Genomic DNA, 25,232 nt, shown 5'->3' with positions numbered 1-25,232 from the left:
TATGCTTAACCGGTTAAAACAACTTCAATCCTCCACCAAAGGCTACATTGGTATTCCAATCGTCTTGTTGATGGTGTTGGCAATGGTCATATTGCCGCTACCGCCACTACTGCTGGATGCGCTGTTTACCTTCAATATTGTCTTAGCGATCTTGGTATTGCTGGTCAGCACCACGGCGAAGCGACCGCTCGACTTTTCGATTTTTCCAACCATCCTTTTGGTCGCCACGCTACTTCGCCTTACGTTAAACGTCGCATCTACCCGTATCGTCTTGTTAGAAGGCCATAACGGCAGCGATGCCGCAGGTAAAGTCATCCAAGCCTTTGGTGAAGTGGTGATCGGCGGAAACTACGTAGTCGGTATGGTGGTGTTCATCATTTTGATGATCATAAACTTTGTCGTGATCACCAAAGGTGGTGAGCGTATTTCCGAAGTATCGGCACGTTTTACCTTGGATGCTCTTCCGGGTAAACAGATGGCCATCGATGCCGATTTAAACGCTGGCTTGATTGACCAAGAAACCGCCCGTCAACGTCGTAAAGAAGTGGCAAACGAAGCCGACTTCCACGGTTCTATGGATGGTGCGTCTAAATTTGTTCGTGGTGATGCGGTCGCAGGTTTGCTGATCTTGTTCATCAACATCATTGGTGGTATCAGCATTGGTGTGTTCGAACATGGTTTACCAGCATCAGAAGCCTTTAAGACTTACGCACTGCTAACCATCGGTGACGGCTTAGTTGCACAGATCCCATCGCTATTACTGGCAACCGCAGCCGCCATTATCGTTACTCGCATTAACGACAGCGATAACGGCATGTCGGAAACCATGCACAAGCAGCTTCTAGCAACACCTGCTACTCTGTTCACCGTTGCGGTAATCATGACCGTGATTGGTTTAGTTCCGGGAATGCCTCACCTCGCCTTCTTCACCTTTGCTGCCGTATTGGCGTTTGCAGGCTGGCGACAAAGCAAACAACCGGTTCAAGACCCACAAATAGAACAAGTCGAAGCCCTTTCTCAAGCGATGCAGGAAGAAGAAGCCGCACTGACTTGGGATGATATTCCACACGTCTATACCCTATCTTTGGCGCTCGGTTACCGTTTGGTGCACTTGGTAAACAAAGAGCAAGGCGCCCCTTTGGCACAGCGTATTCGCGGTGTACGCCGCAACCTGTCTGAGCAAGTGGGTTTTCTGCTGCCAGAAGTTCGTATTCGCGACAACCTCAGCCTAAAACCAAACCAGTACACCATCGCGCTAAATGGCGAAGTAATTGAGCAAGGCTTGATTGAGCCAGAACGTTTAATGGCGATCGCCGTGGGGGAAACCTACGGTGAAGTCGACGGTATTTTGGGCAGCGACCCTGCCTACCAACTGCCTGCAGTTTGGATTGAACATCAAGATAAAGCCAAAGCACTGAATATGGGTTATCAGGTCGTTGACGATGGTACTGTCATCGCCACGCACATCAGCAAAATCATGAAAACCAATTTGGCTGAATTGTTTACCCATGACGATGTTGAAGCTATGACTCAACGACTCACGGCACAAGCTCCTAAATTAGCCGAGGCCTTAGCCGCTGCACTGACCCCAGCACAGCAGCTTAAGGTTTACCGTCAGCTTCTGCTTGATCAAGTGCCTCTAAAGGACATTCGTACCATTGCTAACACCATGTTGGAGTCTTCTGAGAACACTAAAGACCCAATTTTACTCGCAGCAGATGTACGCTGCGCACTAAAACGTACCTTGGTGAACTTGGTCGCAGGACAAAAGAACGAGCTCAATGTCTATGCGCTTTCAGACGAGTTAGAGCAAATGTTGATGACCTCTCTGCAACAAGCACAAGCTGCGGGCACCGTGATGCTAGACAGTTTCCCGATAGAGCCGAACATTCTTGGTCAGTTCCAACAAAACTTGCCTTTAATTCGTCAACAACTCAAGCAACAGGGCTTACCACCAATCTTATTAGTGATGCCTCAGTTACGCCCATTGTTGGCTCGTTATGCTCGTACCTTTACTCAAGGACTCGCGGTATTGTCCTACAATGAAATCCCAGAAAATAAACAGATCAACGTGGTAGGAAACCTTGGTTAATCTCATATCAACGAAAGCGATGTACGATTATTTATGTGGCCTTGCGCTGCAACACATTGTCACGGACGACGACCAACTGGTGTTTGATGCACTCAAGCACAACGACATTCAACACGCCTGTCAGGCCATCCGTGAAACTAAAACTGGCGAGGTGGAATACCAACACCTCACATTGCGTTTTGGCCTACGCGGCGAACAGAGTGTCTATCAGTTTCAGTTATCAGAGCAAATGCAATATTGCTTAGATCTGTACAGCTTGTACTTAGCTCTAAGACAGACTCAATTCCAACTCGAAACCTTTCACCCTGATTTAATCAGCAATGTGGTGGTTCCCATCCGCATTGATGCCCTGCTCTGGCAGCCTGGTGCGCACTTCTTGAATCAGATGATTCAGTTCCATAATGCGGCCTTTCAACATGTTATCCCTTCCCTTCAAGCCGATGAGACCCTATGTCTGCACGATAGAGTGACTCCTTTGGTAGAACAATTGAAAGAGAACGCCTTTGCTTTATGGTTTGAAGTCTCGACACATCAAACACACTTCGAGCGCATCACCGAATTTGCCCCTGATATGATCAAACTGTCCGTGACGATGGAAAACAAACAAGAGCAACATGCATTTCTACCCATTGCACGATTTTTAAGGGGTAACCACATTTCTTGGGTTGCCGGGAGAGTCGCAAGTCAAAGTGAACTCAACCGCTATCGATTACTTGGTGCGAGTTATTACTTCGGCTATTTCAGTGATATTCCCACCTCATTGTCGTTTAAATCGTTTGATGATGAATAAACCACCCAAAAGCAAAAGGGCGAATTCCGAGACAAGAATTCGCCCTTTTTTCTGTCTAATTAACCTTAAACAGTCAATATTCTGGAATGTAAGTCACTAAAAACCATCAAATTAGCGCTTTTCGATAAAATTTTTAAATTTCCAATTAATCATTAAAACGAATCGACCGCCTCTAGTTAGTGAGCAAGGGAGAATCCCGAAGCCTGAAAGAATAGTGAAAAACTAAGGAGACCAAGATGGCTTTATCTATGCATACTAACTTCGCATCGCTTGTAACTCAGAACACGCTGAACAATACAAGTAACCTACTTAACACGTCTATGGAACGTTTGAGCACGGGTTACCGTATCAACTCAGCAGCAGACGATGCAGCAGGTCTACAAATTGCTACCCGTCTTGAGTCTCAAACTCGCGGCATGAGCGTTGCAATGCGTAACTCGCAAGACGGCATTTCAATGATGCAAACTGCGGAAGGCGCGATGGATGAAATGACAAACATCGTATACCGCATGAACGACCTAGCAACACAGGCTTCGAACGGTTCTGTATCGGCAAACGACCGCACGGCACTAAACGAGGAATACCAGCAGCTAGGTGAAGAACTCGCGAACATCATGGACTCAACGAGTTTTGGTGGTAACAAGCTTCTACAAGATGCTGGTACATTTGGTGCAGCAGCTGTTAACTTCCAAATTGGTACTCAAGCAGGCGAACAACTTGAAGTTGACGTATCAACGCAAGTGCAAGCAATCAACGCTTCAATCGGCACATCTGGTGCACTAGCAGTTGGCGACCTAACATCTGAAGCAAATGCTCAAACTGCAATGACAGCACTGACTGGCGCGACCGGTGATGCAGGTCTTCTAGGTCAAATCGGTACTGCACGTTCAGCATTGGGTGCGAACATCAACCGTCTTGAGCACACAATGACAAACCTAGGCAACATGGTTGAAAATACGTCAGCTGCGAAAGGCCGTATCACTGACGCTGATTTTGCCGTTGAGTCTTCAAACATGACGAAGAACCAAATGCTAATGCAAGCAGGCACAACGGTTCTTTCTCAAACGAACCAATTGCCAGGTATGGCAATGTCGCTACTTCGTTAATCAACGATTAAGCTCAGTAGCCCCCAATAAGGCTGTTGATTTAATCCGTCCGAAAGTCAAACCTCCCAGTATTTGGGAGGTTTTTTTGTTCTTAATGATGCCAAACACTTAGCGACGAATATAGATACCGCTAGCATCACGGGTTTGGTTCGCAGTTGGGACACGAAAACCCGCTTTGAGCATGGTGTTATGTAGCACCTTATTAAACAGCTCCAATTCAGCCGATTCAACACCACGGTCACGTTGGTAGCTTTTTAACTCAGGGAAACGAGAAACCGCTTCAATACGGATGCTTGCCAGCTCCTCGGCATTAATGTTCTGTTTACTGCGCAGTTTGGTTCCAATAAATGCCTCGTAAGCACGTGCACACTTCATCAGTCGTAAAACAAATTCATTCATTACTGTCGTTCTTTTAATTTTTAATTGGGGGAAATCGCCAGACGTAAGCAACCACAAAAATTGCAGGGGCATAAGATAACAAAACTTCACCTTCCGACAGGGTCAGAAAAATCCGAATCCTTTAGCAGTAAACACCGAAATCTGCTCGCTATGCGTACATCAGCATAGCCAGTCATTTCTCTCCTATTTAATTAAATCATTTGCTTATTCTGGTCGCCTTTTCTCTTTGGGAAACCCTGGGAATTACCAAGGGGAAAGCGGAACCATCAAGGTGGAAAAAGCGCTTCCTCTCAAATAGCAAAAACCACTGCAAGATGCTGTTATATATACAAATAAATAACAGGCACGCATCTTGCGATTGTTCATTTATTACTGGCACAAGACGCCAAATACAGATGAGAGAGGGAGCGACCTCATGAGTTCATTAGATCCAATCACCATGGCAACCCAGTTCGCCACGTTAGATGTTCAGCCATTTCAACAACGCTACCAGTTTCAAGCGGATAAATACCAAGCTCAACTGACAGCACTAGGAAAAGTAGAAAGCGCGCTGCGTGATTTCCGTACAGCCGTCAATGAGATGAACAGCAGCACCAATAGCATCATCAAGAACACGGCGACGCTCTCTCAAGATGGGTACTTCTCGGCTAACGCCGATGCCAACGCCATGTCGGGCAACTACCAAATTTTCGTTGAGCAAGTCGCGACCTCACATCAGCTCTCTACAGGCATGCCAGCAAATTTGGATGCCACAACAGAAATACCGACTACAGGCACATTGGAATTCACCATTGATGGCGAAACCATGACGTTGGATCTATCAACTGTTGATACCGATGGGGATGGCAAAGCAACCGTGACTGATTTAGTCAGTGCTATCAATAACAATGCTGACAATCCCGGTGTCAACGCCACATTAGTGCGCTCAAACGGTCAAACGCATTTCATGTTGTCGAGCACTGAAACAGGCGTTGCGAACACCATCAATGTAAACGCCTCTGGCACGGGGCAAGCTTGGTTTGAAGATGCCTTTACCAACACAACTGAAATCAGTAAACCACAAGATGCCGTGATTTGGCTCGGCGCGGAAGGCACCGGACTTCAGTTGACTAACGCAAGTAACACCTTTGAAGGCGTGATTGATGGCGTCGACATCACGGTCACGAAAGCACAAACCTCAGGTGAAGCGGCAGTAGGGCTGGGGATTGGCGCTGACAGCGAAGGCACAAAAGAACAACTCAATAAGTTTGTTGAAGCCTACAACTCTCTGGTTTCGACGCTTGATGAATACACTCAAATCGGCGGTGAAGACAAAGCTCGTGGCGTGCTCGCCAGTGACCCAACACTACGCTCAATTGAAAGCCAGTTAACTAATTTGGTGCGCGGAGAACATGGTGGAATGCGACTGAATGAAATCGGCATCACCCTTGACCGCAGCGGAAAAATGAAAGTGGACCAAGATAAGTTTACCGAAGCACAGAAGAACAACAGTGCTGGATTAGAGGCGATGTTTAATAGCGACGGAGCCTTGTTGGATTCGCTCGATGATATGGCGGAACCTTTCCTAAAATTCTCATCTGGCACCTTTAATTCACGTAAAGACGCCCTGCAAGCCAACTTAGACCGCATCGAGGACAAGCAAACTACGCTAGAGCGTAAATACGAGATGTCGTACAACCGCTACCTCTCCCAATTTACCCAAATGAACACCTTAATGACGCAAATGAACCAAACCATGTCGATGTTTGGTTAAGCCTTTAGGAGAAATAATTATGCTCATGGATTCTGGCTACGACTCATACCAACAAGTCGATCTGGATGCGCAAGCCGCATCCGCCAACCCACACCAACTGGTGGTGATGTTAATTGATGGTCTGCTTGATGAAGTTGAACGTGTTCGAGGCCATCTCGCGGCCAATCGTCTGGCAGAAAAAGGCACAGGCATCAACAAATGCATGAACATCTTAATTGGTTTAAGCAGTGCCCTAGATGAAGAAAATGGCGGCGAAATTGCAGAGAACCTACGCCAACTGTATGACTTCTGCCAAGTTGAGCTGTATTACACCAGCGTGCAAAACGACGCAACCCGTTTAGACAATGTCGAGCGAGTAATGGGCAACATTCGAGAAGGATGGGTGAATTTTGGACAGCAAGCATAAAGTGTCGCCAGAGCGATTTCGCCACTTATCAAAACTGATCCAAATCGCCACAAAAACGGCCGATTGGCCAGCACTGAAACGCTACGACCTACAGTTACGTGAACTGCTGATCAGTCATAAGCCGTATCTTAAAGATCCAAAACTCGCTCCTGAAATTCAGCGGGCAAAAGCGGTGCATGCGTGCGCTTTCACCGCTCTAGAAAAAGCCACCAGCGAATTAAAACAAGAGATGAGCAAGGTGAATGATCAACAAGAACGAGCGATGGCTTATCAGCTCGCGATGACGATGGAGCTCACGCAATGATGGTAACCAATTCAATGCCTGCAAGTGGGCCTTCTCAGTCGTCAGCAGGGAAAATCTCACAAGCGCGTTCAGAGCAAGGCTTTTCGCACCCCAGTTCAACCGCGGTAAACCAACAGCACCAAACCAACGCACCTCTTGTTGTTGCGGGGTTCCGTTTAAATGCGCAAGCCTTACCGACGCAAGCGACCCAGCCAAAAGCTGAAACATCGGAACTCAACGCTGAAGTGACCTCAGCTGAAGCATTGTTGATTGCGGTTCCTGCCACCATGGATCTCGCCACTCAAGCGCAAACCCTAATCCAAGGAATGAGCAAAACCGCGGTTAAGCAAGGCGAAACAAATCAACTTGCGCAAGTATCGGCAGGTAATGCGTCTCAAGGCACAAATGTCGGAAACCAAGTAAACCCAATGCTTAACACCACTGTGCAGGAGAACCAAAGCCCCCCTAAAGCCAGTGCCACGAGCGTATTAAAGGTATCAGCTTCGGACTTGCAAACTCTACTTAATCAACCAGCTCAAGGGCAAGTGCTAGCGGCCAACTCACAAGCGCAAACAGCAACAGCGCCGCATTCGAACCCAACCTCACCACTGGCAGCTACTCAAGCTCAAGGCGCGGAGTGGGCGGCCGTACGTGTTGATACCAACTCTAGTAAATGGGGTGAGCAAATGATGCAGGTTTTACACGATCGTGTGACCTTACAAGCGCAGCAAAACTTGCAAGAAGCCAAAATCCGCTTAGACCCACCAGATCTCGGTAAATTGGATTTATTGGTTCGTGTCGAAGGGGATCGTTTGAGCGTGCAAATTAACGCCAACACAGCCGCTACGCGTGAAGCATTAATGCAAGTATCCGAGCGTTTACGTGCTGAGCTTCAAGAGCAGAACTTTGTTCATGTGGATGTCAATGTCGGTTCGGATCAAGGTCAAGACCGTCATGACCATGAGAGCCCACAAGAAGACACCACTATTTTTGCGGCTAGTGAATCCGGCACTTTTCAATCAAATACAACAACAAACTATTCAGAGCATTGGCTGAACACTCAAGCCTAATTAATCATCGAGGAAAAAGGTTATGACCAAACAACAAATGATCGCCCTGTTTATCGCCATGATCATCACCAGTGCCCTCGTTTCGGCCGCCACGGTGGTTGGTGGTATTTGGTACATAAATAAAAGTTCAGAATCCGCCTCATCGGAATCAGGCGTCAGCGCTTTTTTGGAGGGTTCTCCACTCGCGTTCTTAACAGCAGAAGAACCGACCAGCAACGGACCGAGTTTTCACCCATTGGACAAAGTGGTGCTGACTATCAAAGGTAAAAAGCAGACGCACTTTGTAATGCTGGAACTGGCCGTAGAAACACGTCGTCCAGAGCGCATTAAGAACATCGATAACTACATGCCAATGGTACAAAACTCATTGCTCAAGCTGTTCAGCGATAAAACCTTTGATGAGCTACAGCAGGCGGGGTCTATCGATATTCTGCAAAACGAAGTCAAAGAGACCTTACTCTTAGCGTTTGCGAAAACTGACATCGTACGTGATATCGATGATGTTCTATTAACCAAATACGTTGTGCAATAACGGAGCACGACTATGTTGGAGATGAACTTACAGGAAAGTTATACCGCGACGGAGGAAGTGAATACACCGTCTCGCCAGATTGACGAAAACGCACTGCTGCAACGCCATCAAATCATGGTGAAACGCGTCGTAAACCAACTCCGCGTTCATGCTACTTCGCATTGCAGCATTGAAGACATGCAGCAAATTGGCCTAATTGCGCTCGTCGAAGCAGGACGTCGTTATGGGGGTGTGGATGACACACACTTCCCCGCTTTTGCCGTTTGTCGGGTTCGTGGCGCTATTTTAGACGAGCTTCGCCGCTTAGATTGGCGCTCACGTAAGACCCGTCAACAAGCACACGAACTAAACGACGTCACACGTGACCTAACCCGTGAACTTGGCAGAATGCCTACCGATGCCGAGATCATTAAAGCACTCGGCACTGATGAGCAAGACTTCTACAACCGCCAAAATGCAGCGCTGGCGGGCGAAATGCAGAGCCTTGATCAATTAATGGAAACAGGGGGAGACAGCCACTTCGGCGGTCAATACGACGGGATGGAACATGAACATATTCGTCGTAGCTTAGATTGCGCACTTAGCAAAATGTCGAAGCGCGACCAGTTGCTACTGACTCTGTTTTATCAACACGAACTCAACCTACATGAAATCGCGCTCGTGCTCGATCTGACGCCACCTCGCATCTGTCAGTTGCACAAACAAGCGCTTAAACAACTCAATCAATTAATGTCCTCTTAGGAGTCAAAGATGCAAAAGTTTTTTGGAGCCATTACCGTCCTGTTGTGTGTCTTTGGTGGATACATGTGGGCAGGAGGTAAACTTGGTGCGATTTGGCAACCGGCCGAGTTTCTGATCATCATCGGAGCCGCAGCTGGCTCTCTGATCATCGGTAACCCGCCTCAAGTGTTAAAAGAAATGCGTCAGCAAGTGCGTGCAACGATTTCTGGCCCGCGTCAGGAATACGAGTACTACATGGAGCTGATGGCACTACTGAATAACCTGCTAGAAACCGCACGCAGTCGTGGTTTTAAATTCCTAGATTCACACATTGAATCACCGGAACAAAGTTCGATCTTCCTCGCGTACCCAAAAGTGAGCAACGATCATCGCCTTATTTCGTTCATTACCGACAATTTACGTTTAATGGCAATGGGACAAATGTCGCCTCATGAATTAGAGGGACTGCTAGAACAAGAAATCGAAGCCATTCAAACCGAGATGTTACTGCCTTCACGCTCAATGCAGCGCACTGCAGAAGCACTTCCCGGATTCGGTATTCTTGCCGCAGTCGGTGGCATCATCATCACCATGCAAGCCATTGATGGTTCCATTGCGCTGATTGGTTATCACGTTGCCGCTGCCCTCGTTGGTACGTTCATTGGTATTTTTGGTTGTTACTGTTGTTTAGATCCACTCAGTAATGCCATGGCTCAGCGAGTCAGACGAAACATGACGGCTTTTGAATGCGTGCGCGCCACCTTGGTTGCTTACGTCGCGAAGAAGCCAACATTACTCGCCATCGACGCTGGCCGTAAACACATTCAGTTAGACATCAAACCAACTTTCAACCAAATGGAGAAGTGGCTAGCTGAACAGGAGGGATAATGCAAAAACAAGAACATGTGGTGTTCAAACGCGCGAAAGCACATAACCATGATGAGTTTCATGGTGGCGCGTGGAAAGTCGCGTTTGCCGACTTCATGATCGCGTTGATGGCGCTGTTTCTTGTCCTTTGGGTCATGCAAGTGGTCGACAAGGAAGAGCGCAAAGCCATTGTCGCGCACCTTCATAGTTCGAGCGTTTTTGATAAGAGCTACGGTAACCCTTTCGATACCTCACAAAGTATCTCTCCTATCGACTTGGCACAGGACTCTTCTGTGCCAAGCAAACACAACTCAAACCACGTCGTCAGTTCCTTCTTCCAAGGTGATGGCGATGGCCCAGAGATTGACTCGCTTATCCCAGGCAATTTCGACACTCAAGAGCAACTTGCTCTACTGGCTAAAGTAATTGATGAAGTCGTAGGTCAAATCAGCGCGCAAGGTAACGTGAATGTCACCATTACACCGCAAGGGTTGCGTATTGTGCTGCAAGATGATTACAAACAGCATATGTTCAGCCGAGGTGGCGCCGAGTTGACGCCTTTCTTTGAAGACTTATTACTTGCTTTAGCTCCAGTGTTTGAGCGCATCAGTAACCCAGTCATCATCAGTGGACACACCGATTCTACTCCGTTTAAAAAACGCTTTGGAAAGCAATCTAACTGGGCGCTTTCGGCTTCACGAGCGGATGTCGCGAGAAACACCTTAGTCGAGGGTGGTATGCCGGATGAGCGTGTGATGCAAGTGACAGGCATGTCGGATCGCGCGCTGCTTAATCCTGACGAGCCCGATTCTAGTGAAAACCGTCGTATAGAGTTATTTATTCTGACCACGCCAGCCGCGCAAGTGCTAGAGACCTTCTTCGGTAATCAAGAAGACAGTGAACTACAGAAAGCCAAGCAAAAAGCAGAATTTAACCAACCCGTGATCAGACAAGAAGTGATTCGCTATTCGGTGGACTCAGAAACGCCAAAAGCGAAAATTCAAGACCTCTAAAATCAAAAAAGGTCACAACAAATACATGGTGTGACCTTTCATCTCGATTGCTGTTTGCATTGCTAATAATTGTTGCTATCACTGTTTAGTTGAGTTCGATATGCCTGTACGCGCGCCCAATAAAACCCAAAAAGATTCGCTCAAAAAAGCCTTTCTTTGGCTGATCATTTTTGATTATCTGTTGCTGGCATTCTTTCTAACTCAACTGCCAAGCCTTAATCTGAATAGTGGCACCATGATCAGCTTATTATTGGTCGTGTATAACATTTTGCTAGTTTCGCTTTGTTACCAACGCACCAGTAAGCAAGACTCTTACATCATTTATCCCGTGCTCTCTGCAACGCTATTGGCATTCGTATGCTTTTTGTATTTCTTCTTTTTGGTGTGAATCTTGAGATGCTGTCGCATTGAAGCATCAACTTAATGGTACCATTTGTACGTTTTTAACTGAGTGACTATCTAATGGCGCTGCACAGTTGGTGAGCGTTCCAACATCAATACGACTCGTTTTTGAAAAAGCCACAATCACGTCAATACACGCTTCCTCATTTTCTGCTACCGATGGGTTGGCACTGATAAAAGCGCGAATTTTGTCCACATAAACCGGATGCTCTAAATAAAGGCTCGCCAGCTTTTTTCTACCGATATAAGTATGTTGGCGCTCCTCGCCAATTGGGGACAGCTTATTCTTGTGTTCATGCACTAAGTGGTAATTACAATTGTTGCAGCTTCTCACCTGAGTAAGCGTTAAGGTATTTTCTTCGTCTTTGAATACCTTGATGTCGGTTTGAGTTTGGTTGAGAGCAGCATGACTCTTTGTATCGGCTTTTGAATACTCTAACTGCCCTAACAGGTCGGTATTTTTGCTCACTAAGAAAGCCACATCTACCCCAGAAGCACTGATAAGGTGGCTATCAACGGGAGTGGCACTTGAGCATCCATTTAGAACGACCAATCCAAAGAGAAAAGTAAGTAGTTTTGATTTCATATAGGAATCCTTATTGAATGGAAGAAGTCATTTAAAAAGAATAAAGAAACCAAAGACGGATTAATTGTCATTGCATGCCTACCAGAATCCACCCAAAATAAAAAACCCAGCATTATCGCTGGGTTTGCGTTGATACGGCGACTAACAGTCAACCATTAACATGTTATTTGGTGCTCATTAGTTCTTTCTCTGTCAGGTAAGCTTCGATGATCTTTTCTGCTGACAAATCGATATCTTCCTTGGAAGTATGGCAACTTAGTACAGAAAACAGCATGGTCTTAAGCCCCTTATAACCAGAAGTCGATGGATAAAGAGTTCCCTCTTGTTGCAGTCGATGTACAACACGGGCCGTTAGCTCATTGCGATATTCCTCGCCTCCTTCACCAAACTGTGCTGAAAAACGATTCGACACCACATCGTTGAGGATAGTGATGCCATCCACTGTTGAAAGTTTTTCTGCCATACATTGTGCAAGTGCAGTACAACGGTCAACATGGTCTTCGATCCCCTGCTTACCTAATGACTTAAACGCAGCATAAACAGGCACACCACGAGCTCGACGCGAAGCACCAATCCCAAAGTTGATCGCATTGCGATCTGGCTTATCCATCGCGTCATTAAGGTAGTCACCCATATTGCTGCCGCCCATCGCTTGAGCCAGCAAACCTGCGTTCTTCACGATGACCATTCCCGAGTCATAGGGCATGTTAAACCACTTATGACCATCTGTATCAATTGAATCAACTCTATCGATACCATCCAGTAGATAACGATGTTTTGCACTCGCTGCCGCCCAAAGCCCAATAGCGCCATCAACATGCAACCATGCATTACCATGAGCAGCAACGGCATCAGCAAGTGCATGGAAAGGGTCGAAAGCTCCTGAGTCAATACAGCCTGCTTGCGCGCAAACTAGGGTTGGCCCCTCAAGTGCAGTAATGGTCTCCATCAGGGAATCTGGAATTATGCGTAGGTTTTCATCCGTTGGAACTTTAACAATGTTTTCCAAACCGATTCCAATCATGGAAAGAGCACGTTTAATCGTTGAATGAATTTGATCGCTCACAACAACATTAATACGCGGCGCACCATACATACCTTGACTTGCCACATCCCAGCCTGCACGTTCTAAAAGTGCATTACGAGCGGTAATAAGGCTTGTATAAATCGCCTCTTGGGCACCAGATGTAAAGCCGATACCCGAATTTGGCGCCAAGCCAAGTAGTTGGGTCATCCATTCTGCGGCGGTCTCTTCAACCACTGACAAAGCTGGACTAGCAACGTAATACGGTACATTTTGGTCCCATGCGCTCACCAGCCAATCTGCCGCCAATGAAGCAGGGAAAGAGCTGCCAATGGCATAGCCAAAGAAACGTGGTCCCCCCGTTGCGATCAAACCTGCATCAACATTTTTAACCATCTCATTGATAACGACTGACGGCTGCGTTGGTGTCAATGGGAGTGGCCCACCAATCGCTTGTCTCAACTCCTGAGAAGTGATGCACTTGTCTACAGGTCGCTCATTTAATGACTCTAAGTAGTCAATGGCGTGTTCAAAGGATTGGGTAAGCGGTGAACGGTATTCATGGAATCGATGTGACATGTTTGCTTCTCTCTTTGGTTTCGATACTCCTAATCTTATGGATTGAGAGAAATATAAATTGTCACCTCGTGCCACCAAACTGAACTATTCCGTCGGCACTCTCTCTTTAACCGAAATGTCACTTTATGCGCTAAGACGTAAGAAAAGACGATGCCTTCCGATAAGCTGACGGCGTTACTCCCATTTTTCTTCGAATAAATCGAGTAAAGTTTGCTGTATCGGTATACCCCAATGACGACGCAATGGTTGTGATTGATAGATGTGAATCTTTTAATAAGCGTAAACTTCTTTCCAACAGTAATTCTTCAATGACATCGCTATAGGTGACGCCAGCCATACACAAGCGCCGTTGCAAAGTTCGTTTATTGATCCCCAAAATACGCGACGCGTCGAGAATAGAAAGCCGTCCCACAGAAGTATAAGGCTGAATGGCTAATCGAAAAGAGGGAAGAAAAGACGTTGGTATCTCACTAAGAGCTGCTTTCACAACAGATTGTCTTTTGCTGGGCATACAAACCGTTTGGCTTAAGATGCCATCATCGAGCTGAATGCCTGTAGCTGCACGATTAGTATAGAACTGAATATGCTGAAGCTGAGAGCAGTTAAAAAACGGTGCCACCCCTGCGCACTTTAGACTCACATTCAACGTTTTTTGCTTAGAGTTCGAGAGCGCATCAACCAACTCATCCATGAAGATAACACTGAATAACTCAGCATATTGGTACCATGATTCAGCTTCACCACCTTTGTATCGAGCAAACCAAAAATGATTGTGGTAACGCTCAAGACCAATACAAGTGTTATTTGAGAACAGGGGAATCACACGGCAAAACTCTTCGATGCCTTCCGCTACCGTCATTGATGGAGTCAGGGATAACTGTTCTAAAATTTTAGGCACATACAAATCACGACACATCCCCCAGATGGTGTAAATAAAGGTTTCTGGTGAGCAAGATTTCCCAAACGCTAAAATAAGATTTTTAAGCGTGGTTTCAGGTAGAAACTCAACATCAGTAATCTGAATATCTTCTGGCGCCTGTGTTACTTTTATAAGCTGATGCACATCGACATCACTCTGCTTATAGAGCTCCGCTAAATAATGCACCCACTCCGATCTAACCAAAGGGACACCTTCAAATACAACCGTCATCCTCGCCCTTCACTTTGTCTAAATGTCGAAAGGTAAAGAAACCAAAACCGCTTGTCTTGTCATTTCGCGACAACAAAGGGATTCGCAAACACCATAAATGTGTTTTACGTATCGATGTATTTGACGAGAAGCTTTACTGAACTCTCAGATGCACCGACGCAGAAATCACGATCGTATCTGCACTTAGCTTCGCAATTTGGAAAAAGCCACCCTTCTCTGAAAGCTGAGAAGCATTCAGTGAGTCGACGTCCAACTTCTTAAACCAATATGGCGCTAACGTGCATTGTGCCGAGCCCGTTGCAATATCCTCATCAATTCCAATTTTGGGTGCAAAATAGCGCAATACGTAATCGTTAGGGCCTCGTTGAGCGGTAACCATCACCGCATGGAAATCTCGGATTTGTTTTAGGCAAGTAAAATCGGGGTGGTAACGTTTCACTTGCTGTTCTGATTCCAACACCACAACAAGATCGCGAGTAGTAAACACATCAACTGCCTGCACTCCCGATGGCTCCAGATTTAACAAGCTTAAATCCAAACTCGTCGGCACTGGCTTACCTTCCCATGATGGAAGTGCCATTTGATACTGGCAACCATGCTTAACGATAGTAATGTCGCCATAATCACTGTGTAACTTAACAGAACGCTGCTTTAGGCGAGCAATCAAGGCCGCACCAGCCCCCATACTGCCATGACCACACAGGTTGATCTCGCTGGTCAAAGAAAACCAACGAATGCGCCAACAGTTATCGATATGACTAAGAAATGAGGTGACAGGTTGTGCGACACTTTGTGCAATCGACAACATCTCTGAATCACTTAACCAATGAGACAAAAACACCACGCCACAAGGGTTACCTTGCGCTTGTTCAGAACAGAATACATCGTAAACTTGGGTATCGATAACTCACCTCATATCGCTAGCAGCCAAAAACCATAATGTTCATTATTAACGCATTTTCCAAATTAGAGAAAAACACTATTTTTCATCCATTGATAGGGAAAATATCGTGCAACAAATCATTAAGCAAGTGTACACATATCAATAATTGAATTTAGAAGGCTATTTATCTCTCTTGCTGGTTTCAACATTTCGCTCAGATAACAAATCAAAGGAATGAAAAAAGGAAGCATGTAATGCTTCCTTAAAACGTGTTATCTATCGTCAACACTCATCGAATCATTAGATAGAAAATAACCCCAGCAGAGAAACCAAGGATAAATATCAGAGACTTGCTGCGTTTACTTAATGCTTCCTTGCCTTGCTTTTGTGTCGCCATGATGACTCCTTGTCTTTGGCTGAATTAACGCTTAAACCATTGTCTAAGCGAGTACGTGCTCGCTGATCATTTTGTTAAACGATACGAGGTCAAAAGAGCCCCTGATCTCAAACCGCACTCGCCCGACTTCACTTAGGAACAATTCAATTTCACAATCCAGATCAAGTGTGCCAGACGTTTCAACCGAGAAAGCGTTAATTTTGCTGTATGGCAGAGAAGTGTAGTCCACTTTTGAACCTGTAATCCCTTGCACGTTGGCTGCGATAACGCGCTTATTGGTGAACACCACTTGGTCACGCACGGTCTTGAAGCCAGCAAAAATACTTTCTCCTTCAATCAAGAACTTGTGGAAATCGTCGCGCACCTTTGAAGTGTCAATCGGCTTGAGTTTGAATATGGATGAGTTTTCGAAATCGATCATGGTGTTGCCTTAGAATGTAAATAAAATCACTCATCAATTAATAGCAAAGTCTCTAAGACGAGCCTATTGATTTTGATGACTTTTCTAACTCCATCTCGTTTTTGTTATCGCGCCTGCTTATTTCCATCCTTGTCGCCATTGCTGGGTATCTTTTAACTCTTGCCAATCGAGCTCTCTTTCTCGCTTGGTCATAACCGCTTCAATCACGCATCTCACGACGTTGCCTTCTTCATCAAACTCCATTTCTGAAATGATGAAGTGCTTCTCTTTGTTTACCGGCTCTGTCGCAGTCCATTTGCTACGAAGTAACTTTTTAGGGTGAATTCGATTCATAACACTCTGCCATTCATAAGAAAAATTTTGCTTTTTCATACGTATAAATTGGCAAATGCAATCACATTCAATGTCGCTATTTTTTCTTCAATATGGTGTTTTTTCTTATTGGTTTGATCTCTTTTTCTGATACTTCCTGTTACTTTGAGTGTTCAAACAAACACAACACATAAAACAACGACAATGAAAAAAACAACACTTTTACTTGCTTCCGTAGCACTGGCACTTTCCGGGGTTGCCCAAGCCGATAAGCTGGAAGACATACAAAAATCAGGCACCTTACGTGTTGGAACAACGGGCGATTACAAACCGTTTTCTTACTATGACGGCAAAAGTTATTCTGGTTATGACATTGATGTCGCCAACCACATTGCGGAGCAACTAGGCGTCAAATTGAAGATGGTTCGTACCACATGGAAAGATCTACTCAATGACCTTGATGAAGACAAATACGACATCGCCATGGGTGGTATCACACGTAAAATGCAACGCCAACTGAACGCAGAGCAAACACAAGGCTATATGACATTTGGTAAGTGTTTCTTGGTTGCAAAAGGCAAAGCAGCGCAATTCAATACGCTCGAAAAAGTTAACGACCCTTCGGTTAGAGTCGGCGTCAATATCGGTGGTACAAATGAAGCCTTTGCGGATAAAAACCTGCAACAAGCTCATTTCACCCGCTACGAAAACAACTTAGACGTACCGAAAGCCGTCGCGGCGGGCAAAGTTGATGTCATGGTGACAGAAACTCCGGAAGGGTTATTCTACCAAGTCACGGACGAGCGTTTAGAAGCGGTTCGCTGCGAAGACCCGTTCACCAAAGGTCAGTTTGGCTACTTGATCCCTAAAGGCGAACAGCGCTTACTGAATACGGTGAACTTCATCATGGATGACATAAAACTGAAAGGCATCGACGAGCAGTTTATGCACCATAACTCGCTGAAGTAATTAACAGTCCATATCAAAACCGTTCAATTTTGAGCGGTTTTTGTTGCGTCTTAAGATGCTTCACGCCATATTGTAATGCTGCGCTAATTTTACCGCACTAACCATTCTGCTGATGGTTCTAATATCAACCATGATTAATAGGTAAAATATGAAATTCTCAAGCACGCTTCCTCAAACTCATGAACAGCTTCTAACTAAAATTCTTGCGGTATTCACTGCTGACTCACGCATTCTTGGTATTGGTGCAAGTGGCTCTTACGCCTCTGACTCCATGGACAAATACAGTGATTTAGATTTGGTCATCGCCATCAATCCTGAAGATTTTGATTCGGTAATGGCAGAGCGCTTTGCGCTTATCGACCAAGTAGAAGGTCAAGTCGCTGCTTTCACTGGCGAACACGTGGGAGAGCCAAGATTGGTGATCGCAATCTACGCGCCAGATGCGATTCATGTCGATTTCAAATTTGTCTCTTTGCCGGATGCAGCCACTCGGGTTGATGACACCAAAGTGCTTTGGGAATGCGACGGGCAGCTATCGCAAGTCTTCGAAACTGCGAAGCCTCATTACCCACAACCGGATCCACAGTGGATTGAAGATCGCTTTTGGATTTGGGTTCATTACGGCGCAACCAAGATTGCTCGTGGGGAATACTTTGAGGGCGCGGAATTTTTATCATTCCTGCGCTCTGTTGCGATATCGCCATTAGCCCTGAAACAACAAGGATTGACTCCCTCTGGCATGAGAAAGATTGAATCACGCATGCCTGCGTTTGCGGCGGAGCTAAAACAAACCGTCGCAATGCCAGAGCGAGAAGCGCTGATTCCTGCATTTGAAAAGATCGTAGAGCTGTATTTGTCGCTGCGAGAGAACGAGCAAGTCAGTATTAAGCCGGAAGCTCAGCAGCTTTGTATGGATTACTTCCAGCAAGAGCTGAAAAGCGAGTAGAGCAGGCACAGCGTAGAAACAACGACAGATAGTGACCCGTCCTGATATGGGTTGACACTTTTAGTTAAAACGCTCGATGAACTTCATCGGGCGTTTTGTATTTTAGAGCTGTATGTGGTCTCTGTTCATTATAGAGTTTCACCGACTCAGCAACCATTTTCTTAGCTTCATTCAAGTCGTTCGGCTTAGTCAGCAAGCACTCCATCTTTAAAATACCATTTACTCTTTCAGCTAGAGCATTTTGATAGCAGTCGTATCCATCAGTCATAGAGCATGTCACGTGATATTTCCTGTGTAGTGACTGATATTCCTCAGAACAGTATTGAATACCTCGGTCAGAGTGATGAATAAGCTCGCCCTCATATAGCCGCTCTTTCAAAGCCTTCAGGAATGCGCTCTTAACTACTTGCGTCTTCATATTATCATCGAGATGATACCCAACTATCTTCCTCGAGTAGGCGTCAGTGATTAAGCTGAGATAAGTATTTCCCGCTCGCGTTGCCAAGTAAGTAATATCAGCAACCCACAACTGCTCCGGTTTATTTGGAACCATGCCCTCTTTAATTCGGTTTGGATGGCAATGGAACCGATGATGGCTGTTTGTTGTTCGATGATAAGCCCTTCGGTTTACGACCAATAGGCGATGCTGTTTTAGCAATGAAAACAGACAGTCTCGCCCTATATAAATGTTATTCTGACTGAGTAAGTACTTGAGCTTTCGAGTTCCTAATCGAGGATGTTGAATCCTTTGCTCTTTGACGAACCCAATGACAGATTGCTCTTTCTTAGTTCGCTGAAGCTCGAGCGCGCAACGTTTGTAAAACGCCTGCCGAGTAATCCCGATGAAGTGACAAGCTTTAGTTACTGTGAGCTTTTTGACCGCTTTTTCCTTAATAACTCGGCTTTGCGCTTCTTTGAGATTCGGACACCGAAATCCCTATCCATTACTTTTACGACAGCCTCAAAGAAGTCCGCTTTCAGTTGAGTTTCTTCAAGTTGTTGCTCGAGTTCTTTTATCCGTTGTTCTGGAGTTTGAGTAGAAGGAGAATCAGGCATGCCATTACCTACTGTGTTTGGTTTCTCTATTCCTTTAGACCAATTTAACTGACCGTGCTTACGAAGCCAAACTAAGACAGTAGACCGGCCTTGTATCCCGTATCGCTCTTGAGCTTGTTTATAGGTCATTTCACCTTTTTCTACTTGGTCAACAACCGTCAATTTAAAGGCAAGAGAATAATCTCGTTGGGTTCGTTTACTCGTTGATTTCATGACACTCTCCAATTTCATGTTGGAAATGTGTCAACCTTATTTAGGACGGTACATAGAAACAACAAAGGGGATATCACTATCCCCTTTTTGTTGCGCCCTAAAAGCTATGTTGTTACTAAAAACCTTGTTGCTATTAAAAGGTCTAGAGTTACTAAAAGTAGGGTTGGCACTAAAAAGCGGCTGGCACTTAATAAAACTTCCTTAACTTGAGTACCTTCGAATCAACATCTCGAAGCTTACGTAAACGAACGCTGAGAAAGCTCTGATTGATACCCACCGCTTCAGTGGCTAAGCGCTGGCTTTTTCCTTCGACTAAGTGTATTCGAAGCGCTTTTATTAATACGGTTGATCGAATTTTAGTAAGCTCAATCAACAACATCAGTTGTTCTTCTGAAACTTGACCTCTTCTAAGTGCCATCACCTTTCCTCCTTGAGCGCAGAGTTTAAATTGCCTTATGAATAGTCAGATTTTTTAATTTCGGTATTGGCGTAAAAACTCGCCGAAACCAAGATCCCCAGTCCAAAAATTAATCGCGTGTTCAACGCCTTGGCTGGTGTAGGTTGCCCCACTGATCCCATCTACAGAATAAGCATCTTGTGTATTGCGCCCTTCCTGCACGATACGAATTGATGGATGACCATGGTCGAACAAAGGCTTGTCTTTGAACTGCTTTGTCCAGTTGGCGTTATCGGTGATCTCCGCCCCTAATCCTGCGCTCTCCCCATGTTTGTAAAACGACAGACTCGCAATGTGGTAGTTGTCGCTATAGAGGGCTAAATAGCCATAAATCAAACCAAACTTACCTTCACCACGGATTGGCAAAACAATTCGAGAGACTTGCCCGTTATCATCTTTAATCAAATACACAGGCAACCTGTTTTCGCGCATTTTAATCCCAGCAAGATCATCACGAGAAGAAAGCTTTATTGCATTACTTGGGTCGATGGGAAATGCAGAGAATGACTCGTCTACACTCATTGAGGCATCGCGATATTCGCCACTATTAAGGTCGACGGCTTCAACCGATACATATTGCTCCATCAACTTCTTCATCGGCATACGCTTGTCCATTAGCCCTGCCGATTCCGCGAGGGTAAGACGCTGATCCAGCTGCGTCAATTTAGGTGGCGCTTTCTTCGCTTGCTCGGGTTCAGAACAACCACTCAAACTAAACAAAGCTGCTGCGACCAGCGCCAAACCTATTCGTACTTTCATTGAGCCACCTTATTTCAGCTTACGAGGCACCACTTGCGCGATCACTTTGAAGTCACCTTGATTGGTGTTTACTACCATTGTCAGGTACTCACCAAGCTCTAATTCACGCTTTGGACCAAACATCATGAAATGGTGCGTATTTGGCGTAAGCGCGAGTTTTTTATGTGCAGGAATAGTGATGCTTTTCACCATAAACATTTTACGCTTACCCGCTTCATACTTCGTCCCGTGTAGCATGGTCTTGTCGAATTCATCCACTTTGAAGCCATTGATGACCAAAGCTTCGTCTGAGTTATTGTGAATGGTCATTTTTGAACCCGTTCCCTTTGCGCCACTGGCTAACTGAAAGATGACTGGTGATTCAATTTGTACTTTTTCTTGTAAGTTTTCAGTCGCCCAGGCAGAAGACATCATGGCAAAAACAGTAATCAGAGCCGCCAAAAACGGGCGAAGTTTTGTAAGTAACATTTGGTTGATTCCTAAAATAATTAAAGTTGAGAGATGACCTTGTCCAGATCCATACTCGCTGAATAGCCGATGTGCATGTCCACCAGCTTTCCATCGCGATTAATGAGGTAGGTTGTGGGAGTCACCCCAATAGAGAAACGTTCTTTAGTGATGCCCAATTGATCTTTCACCATCGGAAATGAAAACCCATACTTGGTGGCGTATTCATTTAAGTCGACCTCGTAGTCATCAATATTGATGGCTATCACTGCAACTTCATCGCTTCGACGTGCGTATACGTCTTGCCACTTCTTCATCATGGCAATGCATGCACCGCAGGTGGAAGACCAAAATTCCAGAACGATTTTCTTACCTTGATAGCTTTCAAGGCTTACCGTTTGTTGTGCCGCGTTCATTGCAGCAATATCAGGACTCGGTTGCCCGATTTGCGCTTTTTGATCTTTACAACCAAATAGCGCAAGCATGGCTAACAGCACGATCACGTAGCGGCGTTTATGCCACATCTAACACCTCCTCTCCAATGTACTTACCGTGTTGGAGGCGAATGATTCGGTCGGTGTACTGACCCAAGCTTGGGTTATGTGTGACCATAATGATGGTTCGATTTTGCGCATGGAGTTTTTGGAAAATATCGAGGACGATTTTTTCGTTCTCCCCGTCCAAGTTGCCAGTTGGTTCGTCAGCAAACAGGATAGGGCTTTCATTCACAATCGCGCGAGCGATACATACACGCTGCTGCTCACCACCAGAAAGCTGACTCGGCAAGTGATCAAAGCGGTGCCCAAGCCCTACTTGTTCTAACACTCGCTTTGCTGCGTCTTCATCAGGCACGCTATGGTAATGCTGTGCAAGCATCACGTTCTCCAAAGCTGTGAGATAAGGAATGAGATGAAACTGCTGGAAGACCAGACCAATTTTCTCTGCTCGAAATGCTCGTCGCCCTTCTTCATCTAGGCTATCCGCTTCCTCACCATCGAGGAACACCTTCCCTGAGGTCGGATTGTCCAAACAGCTGAGGATATTCATTAAGGTCGTTTTACCTGAACCCGACGCCCCCATAATGGCAACAAACTCCCCTTTTTTGACCTCAATATTGATGTCGTCCAACGCATGAACTTGGTCAAAAACCTTGCATAAGCCTTCGGTCTTAATAGCGTAATCTGACATGGTTAATCTCCTTTGAGCACTTTAGCCGGATCGATACGAATGGCTCTGATAGTTGGAAGCGTTGCAGCCACTAAAGCCGCAGCGAAAGAAAGTAAGCTAGTGATAACCAGCACAGGGAAACGTAAATCAATGGTGGCGTTAAACACCGAGTGTCCAAGAAATTGCGCCAACACATAGCCGATTAGCAATCCTGCAATAACTGCAGCAAAGGTAATGGCAAGAGTTTCAACAACAATCTGACGAGTAATGGATTGATTGGATGCGCCCAAAGACTTTTGTAGTGCGAACTCATAACGTCGCTCAGAAATCATCGACGTCATGGTTGTATTCACGCATAAGGTAGACAGCACTAAAATGACCAAAGCGACGATGCCCATTAACAGCTTAATCTTATTGAGTACTTTACCTTCCGATGCTGACACCTTTCGGATAGGGCGAACAAGCAAGTCTGGATACTGCTGTTTCAAGGTCGATTCAAACTGCCCCACCTGACCTTTATCATTCGTTAAGCTGAACATGGCAAAATTTATTTCATCACCTTTGTTCAACCATTGTTGTACGAACGGTAGGTTTACAATTAGGTAGTTATCTTCATCCGAACCGGACTCAATAATGCCCTTAACCTTGAACGTATAACGCTCACTTTTGTTGTAGACCGTCAGGTCAGAGCCAACTTTGAGTTCTAATTTCTCTGCCAGTTTCTTACCGATCATGACATTCCGGTCATCAAAAGAGACACCGATCCATCGACCTTCCACTTGCCAATAAGGAACCAGTTTTTTCAACTGCGAAAAATCGATACCCATTAAGACAATTTTCTCTAGCTCGGCTTGTACCATGCCGTACAGATATGGGCTGGAAGCAATTAAACTGTCTTTAGGTGCCTCGGCTTTGATCTGTTCGTATTGCTTTGTCGTTAATGTCGCTGTCGCGTCCGGTCCTACAAAAAAGTTCGCTCCGTAGTTTCGTAGCTCATGACTCATCTTCTGGTTAATATCGAAGTAGACCCCTGCCATTGCAGTAATGATCGCCGCGCCAACCGTTAACGCCATAAACACAACGAGAACGCGTTGCGCACGTAATCTCAATGAACGCCAAACTAAGGTAAGCAGCATTGAGGAAGATTTATTTGCGGCCATACAACACCTCAATTGGGTAGAGAGAAGCAATTCTGCGTGAAGGAAAGTAAGTACCTAACACAGTAATTAGGGTCGAGATAAACAGCACCACTGGAACGATAATCCAATCAAAAGAGATGGATGAACCAAACAGTGCATAACCAACTACTTTGGATAGCCCCCACCCGGCAAGGCAACCAAGTAAGCCGCCCAATACGCCACAAATCATCGATTCAGAGTAGAACAGCGCATACACTTGCCAATTGTGAGCACCAAGGGACTTCATCAAACCAATCTCTTTGGCTCGCTGCAATATCGCGTTAGTCATTAATGAGGCGCTCCCCATCGCCGAAGCGATCAAGGCGGCAAACGTCACAACAAACAATAAGCTTTGGATCTTATGAATCACCATGCCTTCTGAAGCGGCGACCTGCCACAAAGGCTTCACCATTGCGTTATTCATCGCGCCTTCTAATTGGAAAGAGATTGAGGAGACAAACGCCGTGCAGAACCAAAGGTCATACTCATCCGAATCGAGCGATTCCAAATCTTCACGTGCTTTTTTTGATAGTGCGTTTTCCGGTACCGTCAATGCAGAAACTTTTACCGATTGTACTCGTCCTTCCAAACCCAGTAGTTGCTGCCCAAGGTTCAGCGGCAGTAATACTGCGTTCTCATCCGTTGTACCATTTTCCAGCAAGCCCGTTATCTTTACTGACAATGTGCGGTTTTCGATGCCGCGCAGCTCAAGCTTGTCGCCAGATTTAAGACCCAGCTTTTGCGCCAATAACTGCCCTACCAAGGCTTGAGCTTTTTCATCATCCGGCCATTGACCATCGACATGCCAATACGTCGAGATGGTTTTATTACCCGTTCGGTATTTGCCATCGTCAGAAACAGGTAGGTTCTTATCAAAAAAAGTACCGATAATATTGACGGTTTTATCGAACTCAGGCGCTTTAACTTGCCCACGTACAAATGGAGCAAAACCAATAATGTTATTGCGCCAAAAGATGTCCATGATGTTGGGCAATTCACTCTCTGCAAGTAAGTCTTCTTTTTCCAACTTGTTGACGTTCTTCGCTAAAATATCTGGCAGCTTTACTTGTCCTTCAGGAGAGATTTCAATGTTGGCACCGTAGCTTTTCATCTCCATCGACATCTTGTTACCGATATTGATTGAAATAGCCAGCAGCGCCGAGATTAGGCTCGCCGCTAGAAAAACCGTAACGACAGCGAGTAACTTTCGGTTGGTATCATGTCGCCATGACTGGCGTAGCATTCTGATTAACAT

At 45.6% G+C, this 25,232-nt stretch carries 29 protein-coding genes; 14 read left to right on the top strand and 15 right to left on the bottom strand.

Annotated elements, in window-relative coordinates:
• Window position 1 precedes the first annotated feature (1 nt).
• The 3 genes from flhA to lafA all read left to right on the top strand — a co-directional run bounded on the left by flhA (window position 2) and on the right by lafA (window position 3,988).
• Window positions 2-2,092 (top strand): flagellar biosynthesis protein FlhA, encoded by a 2,091-nt coding sequence (flhA, locus tag ATB76_RS00895; RefSeq protein WP_061034411.1) that lies wholly within the window; start codon window positions 2-4, stop codon window positions 2,090-2,092.
• A 19-nt stretch (window positions 2,093-2,111) separates the two neighbouring features.
• Window positions 2,112-2,882 (top strand): EAL domain-containing protein, encoded by a 771-nt coding sequence (locus ATB76_RS00890; protein WP_045407487.1) that lies wholly within the window; start codon window positions 2,112-2,114, stop codon window positions 2,880-2,882.
• A 236-nt stretch (window positions 2,883-3,118) separates the two neighbouring features.
• Window positions 3,119-3,988 carry a lateral flagellin LafA gene (gene lafA, locus ATB76_RS00885; RefSeq protein WP_038868362.1) on the top strand — a complete coding sequence of 290 codons (870 nt, stop codon included), beginning with the start codon at window positions 3,119-3,121 and terminating at the stop codon, window positions 3,986-3,988.
• 108 nt (window positions 3,989-4,096) lie between these two features.
• Here the strand turns inward: lafA and ATB76_RS00880 are convergent, their stop codons facing one another.
• The gene (locus tag ATB76_RS00880) at window positions 4,097-4,387 is read right to left on the bottom strand and encodes a hypothetical protein (RefSeq protein ID WP_038868358.1); all 291 of its coding nucleotides are present in this window, start codon (window positions 4,385-4,387) and stop codon (window positions 4,097-4,099) included.
• A 415-nt stretch (window positions 4,388-4,802) separates the two neighbouring features.
• On the opposite strand from ATB76_RS00880, the gene fliD reads away from it, so the two are divergent.
• The 9 genes from fliD to ATB76_RS00835 all read left to right on the top strand — a co-directional run bounded on the left by fliD (window position 4,803) and on the right by ATB76_RS00835 (window position 11,419).
• On the top strand, window positions 4,803-6,140 hold the full coding sequence (fliD, locus tag ATB76_RS00875) for a flagellar filament capping protein FliD (protein WP_061034410.1): 1,338 nt from the start codon (window positions 4,803-4,805) through the stop codon (window positions 6,138-6,140).
• A 19-nt stretch (window positions 6,141-6,159) separates the two neighbouring features.
• Entirely contained in the window at window positions 6,160-6,546 is a 387-nt protein-coding gene (gene fliS / locus ATB76_RS00870; protein WP_038876432.1) for a flagellar export chaperone FliS, read from the top strand.
• Window positions 6,530-6,850 carry a hypothetical protein gene (locus ATB76_RS00865; protein WP_038876435.1) on the top strand — a complete coding sequence of 107 codons (321 nt, stop codon included), beginning with the start codon at window positions 6,530-6,532 and terminating at the stop codon, window positions 6,848-6,850. The genes fliS and ATB76_RS00865 overlap by 17 nt, the downstream gene beginning before the upstream one ends.
• On the top strand, window positions 6,847-7,899 hold the full coding sequence (locus ATB76_RS00860) for a flagellar hook-length control protein FliK (RefSeq protein ID WP_061034409.1): 1,053 nt from the start codon (window positions 6,847-6,849) through the stop codon (window positions 7,897-7,899). The genes ATB76_RS00865 and ATB76_RS00860 overlap by 4 nt, the downstream gene beginning before the upstream one ends.
• A gap of 22 nt (window positions 7,900-7,921) precedes the next feature.
• Window positions 7,922-8,431 carry a flagellar basal body-associated FliL family protein gene (locus ATB76_RS00855; RefSeq protein WP_061034408.1) on the top strand — a complete coding sequence of 170 codons (510 nt, stop codon included), beginning with the start codon at window positions 7,922-7,924 and terminating at the stop codon, window positions 8,429-8,431.
• Between the two features lie 12 nt (window positions 8,432-8,443).
• On the top strand, window positions 8,444-9,172 hold the full coding sequence (locus ATB76_RS00850; RefSeq protein ID WP_061034407.1) for a FliA/WhiG family RNA polymerase sigma factor: 729 nt from the start codon (window positions 8,444-8,446) through the stop codon (window positions 9,170-9,172).
• 9 nt (window positions 9,173-9,181) lie between these two features.
• A complete protein-coding gene (gene motA / locus ATB76_RS00845; protein ID WP_038876444.1) occupies window positions 9,182-10,039 on the top strand; it encodes a flagellar motor stator protein MotA in 858 nt (285 codons plus the stop codon).
• Complete coding sequence (locus tag ATB76_RS00840) at window positions 10,039-11,031, top strand: flagellar motor protein MotB (RefSeq protein ID WP_038868340.1); 993 nt, start codon at window positions 10,039-10,041, stop codon at window positions 11,029-11,031. The genes motA and ATB76_RS00840 overlap by 1 nt, the downstream gene beginning before the upstream one ends.
• 100 nt (window positions 11,032-11,131) lie before the next feature.
• The gene (locus ATB76_RS00835) at window positions 11,132-11,419 is read left to right on the top strand and encodes a hypothetical protein (RefSeq protein WP_038868338.1); all 288 of its coding nucleotides are present in this window, start codon (window positions 11,132-11,134) and stop codon (window positions 11,417-11,419) included.
• A 27-nt stretch (window positions 11,420-11,446) separates the two neighbouring features.
• Here the strand turns inward: ATB76_RS00835 and ATB76_RS00830 are convergent, their stop codons facing one another.
• The 6 genes from ATB76_RS00830 to ATB76_RS00805 all read right to left on the bottom strand — a co-directional run bounded on the left by ATB76_RS00830 (window position 11,447) and on the right by ATB76_RS00805 (window position 16,806).
• Window positions 11,447-12,019, bottom strand: coding sequence for a hypothetical protein (locus ATB76_RS00830; protein ID WP_061034406.1), 573 nt, complete (start codon window positions 12,017-12,019; stop codon window positions 11,447-11,449).
• A 163-nt stretch (window positions 12,020-12,182) separates the two neighbouring features.
• A complete protein-coding gene (locus ATB76_RS00825) occupies window positions 12,183-13,622 on the bottom strand; it encodes a pyridoxal-dependent decarboxylase (RefSeq protein ID WP_038876448.1) in 1,440 nt (479 codons plus the stop codon).
• 130 nt (window positions 13,623-13,752) lie between these two features.
• Window positions 13,753-14,772 (bottom strand): AraC family transcriptional regulator, encoded by a 1,020-nt coding sequence (locus ATB76_RS00820; protein ID WP_042601241.1) that lies wholly within the window; start codon window positions 14,770-14,772, stop codon window positions 13,753-13,755.
• Window positions 14,773-14,905: 133 nt separating this feature from the next.
• On the bottom strand, window positions 14,906-15,676 hold the full coding sequence (locus ATB76_RS00815; protein WP_039975799.1) for a PhzF family phenazine biosynthesis protein: 771 nt from the start codon (window positions 15,674-15,676) through the stop codon (window positions 14,906-14,908).
• Window positions 15,677-16,095: 419 nt separating this feature from the next.
• Window positions 16,096-16,473 carry a PH domain-containing protein gene (locus ATB76_RS00810; protein ID WP_042601242.1) on the bottom strand — a complete coding sequence of 126 codons (378 nt, stop codon included), beginning with the start codon at window positions 16,471-16,473 and terminating at the stop codon, window positions 16,096-16,098.
• Between the two features lie 117 nt (window positions 16,474-16,590).
• Window positions 16,591-16,806, bottom strand: coding sequence for a TIGR02450 family Trp-rich protein (locus ATB76_RS00805; protein WP_042601245.1), 216 nt, complete (start codon window positions 16,804-16,806; stop codon window positions 16,591-16,593).
• Window positions 16,807-16,989: 183 nt separating this feature from the next.
• Here ATB76_RS00805 and ATB76_RS00800 point away from each other — a divergent pair, with 183 nt between their 5' ends.
• Together ATB76_RS00800 and ATB76_RS00795 are read left to right on the top strand one after the other, a co-directional pair.
• The gene (locus ATB76_RS00800; protein ID WP_042601243.1) at window positions 16,990-17,754 is read left to right on the top strand and encodes a transporter substrate-binding domain-containing protein; all 765 of its coding nucleotides are present in this window, start codon (window positions 16,990-16,992) and stop codon (window positions 17,752-17,754) included.
• Between the two features lie 148 nt (window positions 17,755-17,902).
• Window positions 17,903-18,700, top strand: coding sequence for an aminoglycoside 6-adenylyltransferase (locus tag ATB76_RS00795; protein ID WP_061034405.1), 798 nt, complete (start codon window positions 17,903-17,905; stop codon window positions 18,698-18,700).
• 64 nt (window positions 18,701-18,764) lie between these two features.
• On the opposite strand, the gene ATB76_RS00790 is transcribed toward ATB76_RS00795, so the two are convergent.
• From ATB76_RS00790 to ATB76_RS00750, 8 genes are all read right to left on the bottom strand, one after another.
• A protein-coding gene (locus ATB76_RS00790; protein WP_104026061.1) for an IS3 family transposase occupies window positions 18,765-19,969 on the bottom strand; the annotation gives its coding sequence in 2 pieces (ribosomal slippage) (window positions 18,765-19,582 and window positions 19,582-19,969; 1,206 coding nt in all).
• Window positions 19,970-20,156: 187 nt separating this feature from the next.
• Window positions 20,157-20,387, bottom strand: a complete 231-nt coding sequence (locus ATB76_RS00780; RefSeq protein WP_042599884.1) for a PapB/FocB family fimbrial expression transcriptional regulator — start codon at window positions 20,385-20,387, stop codon at window positions 20,157-20,159.
• A 54-nt stretch (window positions 20,388-20,441) separates the two neighbouring features.
• Window positions 20,442-21,185: an NADH:ubiquinone reductase (Na(+)-transporting) subunit C gene (gene nqrC, locus ATB76_RS00775; protein WP_042599885.1), complete on the bottom strand. Its 744-nt coding sequence runs from the start codon at window positions 21,183-21,185 to the stop codon at window positions 20,442-20,444.
• 9 nt (window positions 21,186-21,194) lie between these two features.
• Entirely contained in the window at window positions 21,195-21,653 is a 459-nt protein-coding gene (locus ATB76_RS00770; RefSeq protein WP_042599886.1) for a copper chaperone PCu(A)C, read from the bottom strand.
• 20 nt (window positions 21,654-21,673) lie between these two features.
• Complete coding sequence (locus tag ATB76_RS00765) at window positions 21,674-22,156, bottom strand: TlpA disulfide reductase family protein (protein ID WP_042599887.1); 483 nt, start codon at window positions 22,154-22,156, stop codon at window positions 21,674-21,676.
• A complete protein-coding gene (locus tag ATB76_RS00760) occupies window positions 22,146-22,820 on the bottom strand; it encodes an ABC transporter ATP-binding protein (protein ID WP_042599888.1) in 675 nt (224 codons plus the stop codon). Before ATB76_RS00760 ends, ATB76_RS00765 begins: the two co-directional genes overlap by 11 nt.
• A 2-nt stretch (window positions 22,821-22,822) precedes the next feature.
• Complete coding sequence (locus ATB76_RS00755) at window positions 22,823-23,959, bottom strand: FtsX-like permease family protein (RefSeq protein ID WP_042599890.1); 1,137 nt, start codon at window positions 23,957-23,959, stop codon at window positions 22,823-22,825.
• Window positions 23,946-25,232 carry an ABC transporter permease gene (locus ATB76_RS00750; protein WP_061034402.1) on the bottom strand — a complete coding sequence of 429 codons (1,287 nt, stop codon included), beginning with the start codon at window positions 25,230-25,232 and terminating at the stop codon, window positions 23,946-23,948. The genes ATB76_RS00755 and ATB76_RS00750 overlap by 14 nt, the downstream gene beginning before the upstream one ends.

Origin of the sequence: Vibrio sp. MOR3 (assembly GCF_001557775.1) — a bacterium.
Lineage (GTDB): Bacteria > Pseudomonadota > Gammaproteobacteria > Enterobacterales > Vibrionaceae > Vibrio > Vibrio jasicida.
The sequence above is the reverse complement of the archived record's forward strand: the minus strand, read 5'-3'. Positions and strand labels throughout refer to the sequence as shown.

Excerpts from the sequence above, each read along its gene's own strand:
- flhA (WP_061034411.1), top strand. The coding sequence starts at position 2 with ATGCTTAACCGGTTAAAACAACTTCAATCCTCCACCAAAGGCTACATT.
- ATB76_RS00890 (WP_045407487.1), top strand. The coding sequence starts at position 2,112 with ATGTACGATTATTTATGTGGCCTTGCGCTGCAACACATTGTCACGGAC.
- lafA (WP_038868362.1), top strand. The coding sequence starts at position 3,119 with ATGGCTTTATCTATGCATACTAACTTCGCATCGCTTGTAACTCAGAAC.
- ATB76_RS00880 (WP_038868358.1), bottom strand. The coding sequence starts at position 4,387 with ATGAATGAATTTGTTTTACGACTGATGAAGTGTGCACGTGCTTACGAG.
- fliD (WP_061034410.1), top strand. The coding sequence starts at position 4,803 with ATGAGTTCATTAGATCCAATCACCATGGCAACCCAGTTCGCCACGTTA.
- fliS (WP_038876432.1), top strand. The coding sequence starts at position 6,160 with ATGCTCATGGATTCTGGCTACGACTCATACCAACAAGTCGATCTGGAT.
- ATB76_RS00860 (WP_061034409.1), top strand. The coding sequence starts at position 6,847 with ATGATGGTAACCAATTCAATGCCTGCAAGTGGGCCTTCTCAGTCGTCA.
- ATB76_RS00855 (WP_061034408.1), top strand. The coding sequence starts at position 7,922 with ATGACCAAACAACAAATGATCGCCCTGTTTATCGCCATGATCATCACC.
- ATB76_RS00850 (WP_061034407.1), top strand. The coding sequence starts at position 8,444 with ATGTTGGAGATGAACTTACAGGAAAGTTATACCGCGACGGAGGAAGTG.
- motA (WP_038876444.1), top strand. The coding sequence starts at position 9,182 with ATGCAAAAGTTTTTTGGAGCCATTACCGTCCTGTTGTGTGTCTTTGGT.
- ATB76_RS00840 (WP_038868340.1), top strand. The coding sequence starts at position 10,039 with ATGCAAAAACAAGAACATGTGGTGTTCAAACGCGCGAAAGCACATAAC.
- ATB76_RS00835 (WP_038868338.1), top strand. The coding sequence starts at position 11,132 with ATGCCTGTACGCGCGCCCAATAAAACCCAAAAAGATTCGCTCAAAAAA.
- ATB76_RS00830 (WP_061034406.1), bottom strand. The coding sequence starts at position 12,019 with ATGAAATCAAAACTACTTACTTTTCTCTTTGGATTGGTCGTTCTAAAT.
- ATB76_RS00825 (WP_038876448.1), bottom strand. The coding sequence starts at position 13,622 with ATGTCACATCGATTCCATGAATACCGTTCACCGCTTACCCAATCCTTT.
- ATB76_RS00820 (WP_042601241.1), bottom strand. The coding sequence starts at position 14,772 with ATGACGGTTGTATTTGAAGGTGTCCCTTTGGTTAGATCGGAGTGGGTG.
- ATB76_RS00810 (WP_042601242.1), bottom strand. The coding sequence starts at position 16,473 with ATGATCGATTTCGAAAACTCATCCATATTCAAACTCAAGCCGATTGAC.
- ATB76_RS00805 (WP_042601245.1), bottom strand. The coding sequence starts at position 16,806 with ATGAATCGAATTCACCCTAAAAAGTTACTTCGTAGCAAATGGACTGCG.
- ATB76_RS00800 (WP_042601243.1), top strand. The coding sequence starts at position 16,990 with ATGAAAAAAACAACACTTTTACTTGCTTCCGTAGCACTGGCACTTTCC.
- ATB76_RS00795 (WP_061034405.1), top strand. The coding sequence starts at position 17,903 with ATGAAATTCTCAAGCACGCTTCCTCAAACTCATGAACAGCTTCTAACT.
- ATB76_RS00780 (WP_042599884.1), bottom strand. The coding sequence starts at position 20,387 with ATGGCACTTAGAAGAGGTCAAGTTTCAGAAGAACAACTGATGTTGTTG.
- nqrC (WP_042599885.1), bottom strand. The coding sequence starts at position 21,185 with ATGAAAGTACGAATAGGTTTGGCGCTGGTCGCAGCAGCTTTGTTTAGT.
- ATB76_RS00770 (WP_042599886.1), bottom strand. The coding sequence starts at position 21,653 with ATGTTACTTACAAAACTTCGCCCGTTTTTGGCGGCTCTGATTACTGTT.
- ATB76_RS00765 (WP_042599887.1), bottom strand. The coding sequence starts at position 22,156 with ATGTGGCATAAACGCCGCTACGTGATCGTGCTGTTAGCCATGCTTGCG.
- ATB76_RS00760 (WP_042599888.1), bottom strand. The coding sequence starts at position 22,820 with ATGTCAGATTACGCTATTAAGACCGAAGGCTTATGCAAGGTTTTTGAC.
- ATB76_RS00755 (WP_042599890.1), bottom strand. The coding sequence starts at position 23,959 with ATGGCCGCAAATAAATCTTCCTCAATGCTGCTTACCTTAGTTTGGCGT.
- ATB76_RS00750 (WP_061034402.1), bottom strand. The coding sequence starts at position 25,232 with ATGTTAATCAGAATGCTACGCCAGTCATGGCGACATGATACCAACCGA.